General features: G+C 41.3%; 6 protein-coding genes. All 6 read right to left on the bottom strand.

Annotated features, from left to right (window positions below):
- Positions 1–33 precede the first annotated feature (33 nt).
- Positions 34–1,023, bottom strand: coding sequence for a LacI family DNA-binding transcriptional regulator (locus V7137_RS17030; RefSeq protein WP_335699190.1), 990 nt, complete (start codon positions 1,021–1,023; stop codon positions 34–36).
- A gap of 3 nt (positions 1,024–1,026) precedes the next feature.
- On the bottom strand, positions 1,027–2,085 hold the full coding sequence (locus V7137_RS17025; RefSeq protein WP_335699189.1) for an aldose epimerase family protein: 1,059 nt from the start codon (positions 2,083–2,085) through the stop codon (positions 1,027–1,029).
- Positions 2,086–2,103: 18 nt separating this feature from the next.
- The gene (gene galT, locus V7137_RS17020) at positions 2,104–3,588 is read right to left on the bottom strand and encodes a UDP-glucose--hexose-1-phosphate uridylyltransferase (protein WP_335699188.1); all 1,485 of its coding nucleotides are present in this window, start codon (positions 3,586–3,588) and stop codon (positions 2,104–2,106) included.
- 11 nt (positions 3,589–3,599) lie between these two features.
- Positions 3,600–4,589: a UDP-glucose 4-epimerase GalE gene (gene galE, locus V7137_RS17015; RefSeq protein WP_335699187.1), complete on the bottom strand. Its 990-nt coding sequence runs from the start codon at positions 4,587–4,589 to the stop codon at positions 3,600–3,602.
- Positions 4,589–5,770 (bottom strand): galactokinase, encoded by a 1,182-nt coding sequence (locus tag V7137_RS17010; RefSeq protein WP_335699186.1) that lies wholly within the window; start codon positions 5,768–5,770, stop codon positions 4,589–4,591. The genes galE and V7137_RS17010 overlap by 1 nt, the downstream gene beginning before the upstream one ends.
- 172 nt (positions 5,771–5,942) lie before the next feature.
- The gene (locus V7137_RS17005; RefSeq protein ID WP_335699185.1) at positions 5,943–8,177 is read right to left on the bottom strand and encodes an alpha-galactosidase; all 2,235 of its coding nucleotides are present in this window, start codon (positions 8,175–8,177) and stop codon (positions 5,943–5,945) included.
- Positions 8,178–8,329 lie beyond the last annotated feature (152 nt).

Here is an 8,329-nt window from a genome sequence, read left to right as displayed (position 1 = left end):
GGACAAATCGGCCTGTTGTAGTTTTTTATTAGGTTAAAAGCTGCTATTCCGAATGACCAGTTCTGTGGAGATGAATATTTTTTTGGCCGTTTTTCTACCTGCCATTCTCTCCAAAAGGGTGTCTACAGCTGTTTCACCCATGGTTTCGGTATGAACCTTAACCGTGCTTAACGAAGGAAAGACATATTTGGAGATGCTGATATCGTTGACACCGATGATGTTCACACGGTCGGGAACAGAAATTCCTTCCTCTAACAGCGCTCTTAATGCGCCTACTGCAAGTGAGTCATTCCCTGCAAAAAAGGCTGTCGGTAATTGATCACCATGCTCATGAATCGCCTTTTTCATCAAGGCGTGACCATCATCAGCTGAGAAAGAGCCTACATACATACACGCTTCATTAGGCAGCCCTTTTTCTACTAAATAGCGCTTGAACGTTAATTCCCTTGGATCTTCAATCACCGAGGTTTTATCTTTAAACACTTCTCTGCCGCCGATATACCCGATTTTCTCATGACCCTTTTTTATAAAGTGATCAATTACTTTTTTTGTAGCTCTTTCAAAGTCAATAACAATCGAATCAAACCGATCTTCGTCTGGAGAGGTGTCCACAAAGACAAGATTTTTTGTAATTTTGACGAGGTCACTCACTTGCTTCTTGCTAAACTTCCCAATCGCAATAAGCCCTTGAATATCGTCTTCCTTCAAATCCTCATAGTTGTCTTGGAAATACTTATCGACCTGAATCCCATGCTGCCGGCATTGGTTTTCAACACCCAGACGAATCGACATGTAATATAAATCTTCCAGTTCTTCTTTTTCTGTATACCATTGCAAAAGGGCAATCTTCCCCGACTCCTGCTTACGGGCTGGTTTCTTTTTATATGATAGCTCCTCTGCCACTTCGAAAATTCTTTTCTTGGTTTCATCGCTGACAGAAAGAGTCGTATCATAATTTAAAACCCGGGATACAGTAGCAATTGATACCCCGGCAATTTGTGCAATATCTTTGATGGTAGCCATGAATCAGTCTCCTAATGTATTAGCAAAAAAACGGTACACTGTTTTTGAATAGTATACTTCCTCTGGATTCAAAATGACAGATGTAAACTCTGGTTGGTGGATGGCATCAGGAAATCCTTGCGTTTCTAAACAAACACCCAAATAGTTTTCTGCTCTGACCCCAGCGATGGAATAAGGACCTTCTAAATAATTCCCAGTATAAAGGACGACACACGGCTGATCCGTCGTGACAAGTAGCGATCGTCCGCTTTCTTCATCACTCAGAATAATCGTATTTTCTCCTACTTGGGTAAAAACAAGCGGATGGTCGTAACCATTACCAACAAGCACATTTTGAGGATACGACGAATTCAACCCCGAACTCAATCTTCTGCCATGGTTAAAATCAAAGGGAGTATTTTTAGAATCAATCAACTTACCGGTAGGGATAAGATCGTCTCTCAACTCTAAAAATCGATCACTATCTAATTTAAGAATGTGCTCCGAACAATCTCTTTTTATATTCCCACTTAAGTTAAAATACGAGTGATTCGTTAAGTTGACTAATGTTTTTTGATCCGTTTCACTTTTATAACTAATATCGAGTTCATTTTTATTATTTAGAATGTACGTAACCGTGGTGTCTAGATTACCTGGATAGCCTTCTTCTCCGTCTGGACTATGGTAAAAAAACTTCAACCCGACAGCATTTTCTTCCTCGATGATTTCAGTTTTCCAAATTACAGAGTTAAAACCCATCTTGCCTCCGTGCAGATGATTGGGATAGTTATTGTCAGCAAGTTGATATTCTTTCCCGTCCAATTCAAAACTTGCACCGCCAATTCTTCCAGCTACCCGTCCACAAACTGCTCCGAAATACGGTGACCATTCTGTGTAATCTTCGAAGTTATCAAAACCAAGAACAACATTTTCAAAGTTTCCACGGCGGTCAGGGACGATGATTTTCGTAATAACACAACCAAAATTCAGACAAGAGACCTCCATGCCATAATCGTTGACTAAGGTATATTCTGTAACGGACTCTCCCTCGTAACTGCCGAATATTCTATCTAATATTTTCATCGATATCACTCCATATTTTTACAAAGAATTGATAAAACGCTGGAACCCCGCTTGCCCTGCCTCGTCCCGCTTGAACACTCCTGCATCTTCCAAGACCCTTGAAAATTTCTTACCCACTTCTTCTCTTACTAGACCTTCCACATTCACTTCGTTAGCGATATCTTGATAGCAGGCTTTTAACGATTCTGCCCAGTCTAAATGGTAGTCTGCTACATCTGATGGTTTACCGAGGACGTACTTCTCCACTTCGCCAAGTTCATCTTTTAACCGTGCCGGTAAAACAGCCAGCCCCATTACTTCAATTAGACCGATATTTTCCTTTTTGATATGATGTACGTCTGCATGAGGGTGAAAAATCCCCAGCGGATGTTCATCACTTGTTCTGTTGTTACGCAGGACTAAGTCCAGTTCAAATACATCCTCATTTTTCCGTGCAATTGGCGTAACGGTATTATGCGGTGTATCTCCCGTTCTTGCCAAAATGCCAAGAGTTTCATCACTGTAGTTCTTCCATTGGTCAAAAATATGTGAACCAGCTTCAACGAGCGCGCTCACTTGCTTAGAACGGAGGCGAATAACGGACATTGGCCATTTCACAACAGAACACTCCACATTTGGATAACCAGCCATTTTAAATGTCCAGTCATCGTCAGCCTTCGCCATCGCAAATTGATAATATCCGCCTTGATAGTGATCATGCGATAAAATCGAACCACCGACAATTGGCAGGTCCGCATTGGAGCCCACAAAATAATGCGGGAATTTCTCAACAAAGCTTAACAGCCGTAAAAATGACGTGGCACTAACGACCATATCGGTATGTTTTTCTGAGAGGACAATACAATGCTCATTGTAATACACATACGGTGAATACTGGAGGTACCATGGCTGTTCTACCAGATTAACGCGAATCATTCGGTGATTGGAGCGGGCAGGATGGCCGATTCTGCCTGCATATCCTTCGTTTTCAACACAAAGCAAGCATTTCGGATAATTCGTTTTCTGCACCGACCGCTCGAGCGCAATACTCCTAGGATCCTTTTCAGGTTTTGATAGATTAATCGTAATGTCTAGTTCACCATATTCTGTGGCGGTTTTATACTCGATATTCTTCCGAATCCGCTTCATTTGAATATAATTGCTATTTTTACTTAACTCATAAAAATACTCGGTTGCTGCTTTTGGATCCTGGTTATATTTATCATAAAATAGCTGATTAACAGTCGATGGACGCGCGATAAAACAGTTCATCATTTTACTTAAAAAAATCTCTTTCTCATCAAATAATTCTTCAATTATCCCTTGATTGCAGGCATAGTCCACGATTAAATCGAGTAAATCAGGGATTTCCATATAACTGCTCTCAGCTAATTCCACTTCCTTAAACTCGGTTAAATGGAGCAGTGACAGAATTTGATTGCGTGCATACATTTCATCTTCCTGCTCCATTAATTGAGTGGCAATTGCTCGATTAATTAATTGTTGTATTAGTTGATAAATCATTATGATCCCCTCTATTTCTGATATCCATTAGGGTGCTGCTGATGCCAGTTCCAGGCATTGCTTATAATTTGATGAATCGAAGTTCTCGTTGGATTCCATCCCAATACCTTTTTTGCTTTTTCCGAAGAAGCAATTAAGGTACTCGGGTCTCCCGATCGACGTTCACCGATTTTCACCGGGATATCAATTCCTGTCACTTCTTTAGCTGTCTCAACAATTTCTTTTACCGAGAACCCTTGACTTGAGCCTAAATTGAAAATATTACTCTCCCCGCCATTTTGTAAATAACGTAATGCTAATAGATGGGCATCAATTAAATCTTCAACATGGATATAATCTCGAACACAGGTCCCGTCCTCTGTATCATAATCTTCCCCAAATATTGTTACGGCCGTTCTTTTCCCTAATGCCGCTTCGAGGACAACAGGGATTAGGTGTGTTTCAGGATCATGGTCCTCTCCGATTTGTCCGTCACTTCTTGCTGAAGCAACATTAAAATAGCGAAGTGATACATAGCTGAGATCAAAAGCCTTTTCACACCAGGCCATCATTTTCTCCATTGCCAGCTTGGTTTCACCATAGGTATTTGTTGGAATGGTTGCTGCATCTTCTGTAATAGGTACAACTTTCTGTTCTCCATAGACGGCTGCTGTGGAAGAAAAAACGATATGCTTGACGGCAAATTCTTTCATCATTTCAAGAGCGATTTGTGTTCCGTATACGTTGTTATCGAAGTATTTTAATGGTTCAACCATCGATTCCCCGACAAGGGAATTGGCGGCAAAATGCAAAATCGCGTCAATGTTTTCTTTTTCAAAAACCGAACGCATAAACTCACGGCTGCGGATATCACCTTTATAAAAGGCGGCCTTTGGATGAACCGCATCCTCATGGCCTGTTTGCAAATTATCAATGACAACTACCGAAAAGCCCTGATCAATCAACTGATAAACAGCGTGCGAACCGACATACCCCGCGCCGCCTAATACAAGGATACTCATTATATCGCTTCCTCCATTTGAATTTCTTTTGCGCCGTCGCCGATACTTGCTACGTAAAATTCTGCCTCGTAGCCAATTTTCTCTAGGTAAGTTTCACCAACATTGGCAATAAAGTTTTCAACCTCTTCATTTGCTACAATTGCAATCGCACATCCGCCGAATCCTGCACCTGTCATGCGCGCGCCAAGAACTCCCGGCTGTTTCCATGCAGCTTCTACTAACCTATCAAGCTCAATACCAGTAACCTCATAATCATCTCGTAATGAAATGTGTGATTGATTAATCAATTGTCCGAACGCCACTAGATTCCCTAACTTTAGCTCTTCTAGGGCTTTAATGGTTCTCATGTTTTCATAAACAGCGTGCTTTGCCCGTTTGCGAACTGTTTCATTGGTGATCAGGTACTGATTTTCATCGAATTCCACTTCAGATAACTGACCAAGAGCCTCAATCGGCAGCTTTTGTTGAAGTTGCGCCAATGCCTCTTCGCATTCTCCTCGTCTTTCGTTGTATTTCGAATCAGCTAATTCCCTGCGTTTGTTCGTATTCATAATTAAAATTTTGTAGTCTTCAAGATGAATTGGTGCATACTCATATTTAAGAGTCTGACAATCTAGCAGGATTCCTGCATCTTTCATACCCATGCCAATCGCAAACTGATCCATGATGCCGCTGTTCACACCAATAAATTCATTCTCTACTTTTTTGCCAATCTTGATGAGTTCCAATCGAGGAATGTCTAATTGGAAGAGGCCATTTACAAGCACTCCCGTTAAAAGCTCAATAGACGCTGATGAAGAAAGACCTGCACCATTTGGAATATTGCCTTGAATGACACAATCAAATCCGAAGGGAATTTCATAGCCCGCATCAATAATGTAACGAATCATTCCTTTCGGATAGTTGGCCCAATTGTGTTCTTTCTTATAATCTAGTTCGTTGAGGTTAAATTCGATGATTCCTTTTTCAGGGAAGTTGGTTGAGTACAAACGAAAGACTTTATCTTCCCGCCTTCTTGCTACCGCATAGGTACCATACGTAATCGCACATGGAAAAACGTGACCGCCATTGTAATCGGTATGCTCGCCGATTAAATTAATCCTTCCAGGAGCGAAAAAGGCTTGCCTTGGTAAAACCTGAAACATATCTAAGAATACTTGATTAAGTGTGGTAACGTTCATTTCAAATTCCTCCAGAAGTATCGTGTCTTGTATGTTAACTACTTTAAATTTTACTACCCTTAGTAAAAACTTTCAATATTTTTACTAAAATTTTAAGTAAAAAATATAAAAATAGCGCATGAAATAATTCATGCGCCATTTCTGTTTTAATATTTTAATAATCACTTACCCATTATTTCTCTAATTGTTTCAAATAATATACTTGTGACTGGAAGTCGCCCCCACGCTCGGCGCTTCCGCCATTAACACCATTAAACTCAGTTGGAAGCGTCAGTCCCACGTTCATGAGTTCATCACCAAAATACATTCGCTCGCTGCCAGCCACTTTATATGCTTTTGTTTCATCTAAGCCACTGAGACGAAGGGTTTGCTGTTTTTTTGGATTAGGTGTTGCCAAAACTTTATACCAGCCAATCAATGCTTCCGATTGGTCCTGACTCACGACCATCCATGCCGTTTCATTATTTGCAAACGGACTCATCAGGCGATAAAAGTGACCATCCCGTATCAACGCACGATGCTCTTTATAAAATGCGACCTGCTCTTTAATATCAGCACGTTCTTCTTCGGTTAATTTCACTGGGTCTAATTCATAGCCAAAGGTTCCAAAATACGCCGCGTTCGCCCTTGTTTGTAATGGCGTTGACCGTAATGTTTGGTGATTTGGAACTGCTGATACATGAGAGCCCATGCTATAGAGCGGATACGCAAAGGATGTGCCATATTGAATTTTCAGCCGTTCTATCGCATCTGTATCATCACTCGTCCAAGCTTGTGGTGCATAATACAACATCCCTGGGTCGAATCGGCCTCCCCCGCCCGCACAAGATTCAAACAACACATGCGGGAATTCCCTCGTTAACCGATCATAGAGATCATAGACACCTAAAATATACCGATGGAAAAACTCGCCTTGCTGATGGACGGCAAGTTTTGGCGAGAAGGCTTCGGTCATGTTCCGATTCATATCCCATTTAATATAAGCAAGGTTTGTTTTTCTAATAATACCGGCCATTTTTTCATAAAGATAATCCACAATTTCTTGTCTGGAAAAGTCAAGAACCAGCTGATTTCGTCCCAATGTATAGGGTTGACCTGGAATACCAACTGCCCAATCTGGATGCTCGCTAAATAATTCACTGTTTGGACTAATCATTTCGGGCTCAAACCAGAGTCCAAATTTCATTCCAGTTGCTGCAATTTTCTCTGCTAAACTTTCTAAACCATTGGGAAGCTTAGCTAAGTCGACATGCCAATCTCCCAGCGAGGAAGTATCGTCATTCCGTTTTCCAAACCAGCCATCATCAAGGACAAACAGTTCGATTCCTAATTCACTGGCGGATTTAGCAATATTCACAAGTTTTTCTTCATTAAAATCAAAGTAGGTTGCTTCCCAGTTGTTAATCAATATTGGGCGTACAGCCTGCTTCCATTGTTCTTGCATCAGATGCTCGCGGTAAAGAGCATGAAAAGCCTGACTCATCCCGTTTAAACCTTGATTGGAATATACCATCACGACCTCTGGGGTTTGAAATGAAGCTTGCTGCTTTAAATTCCACTTAAAGCCGAACGGATGAATCCCAACAGTAAGTCTCGCAGTATCGTAATGATCGACTTCTACTTGCATCAAAAAATTACTGCTATAGATAAAATTAAAGCCATATACTTCACCTGCATGTTCTGTCGCCTCAGGCCGTTTTAGTGCCAAGAATGGATTATGATGATGCGAGCTGGCACCACGCAGACTGAAAATAGACTGAATGCCTGTTTCAAGTCTTCTCTCCTTTACATGACGCTCCCGTGACCACGCACCAGCTAAATGGGTAAATACAAAATCCTTATCCGGCAGGTCAAGCGATGCGCCCATTAATCGCTCAATCACCAATTCCTCTGACCCCTTATTAATAAGGGAGGCACTTCTTGTTATGACGGGTTTGTCACGGAAAATCGTATAATTTAATATCAATTCCGCCTGCAGGAACTCATCTTTTAAGATGATTTGCAGTGTACTAGCTTCATGATTTTCTTTTGTATAGGTGGCTGGCAGACCGTCAAGATTCGGCTTTCCGTCATGCAATTGATACGATTCATATGTGAAATTTGGAACATGGTTAGCTGTAGTTTTACTAACACTGATTGCTGGTTCACGAAAATCAGAATTTCCGTATGCAGGGTATTCTTGACGTAAGGTTTCTAAACCAAAGGCGGGATCGTCCCCATATACGTGCGTAGTTGCCCCAGTTGGCACATCATACGCTTGCAAATGGGAAAAATCTTCTCGCTGTCGCAATGCCTTACCGTAATAAAGATGACCTAATTGTCCATTTTTCATCACGTGAAAAATATAACTTACTTTGCCATTTGTTAAATGAAACTGCCTGTCCTCTTGATTCACATGAATTAACATAACATTCTCCTTCACAAAATTGGTTTGTTTTAGACATATTCTTTTTACTTATAGTCTCTATTAAACTTGGCTGTTGATTTCCGCTCCAGGCATTTCGCTTTCCGCGGGCGGTCCGGTGACCCTCCTCGGCGCTTAGCGCCTGCGGGGTCTCC

Source organism: Neobacillus drentensis (assembly GCF_036962765.1).
Taxonomy (GTDB): Bacteria; Bacillota; Bacilli; order Bacillales; family Cytobacillaceae; genus Neobacillus; species Neobacillus drentensis_C.
Note: the sequence above shows the minus strand (reverse complement) of the source record. Positions and strands in the feature narration are given on the sequence as shown.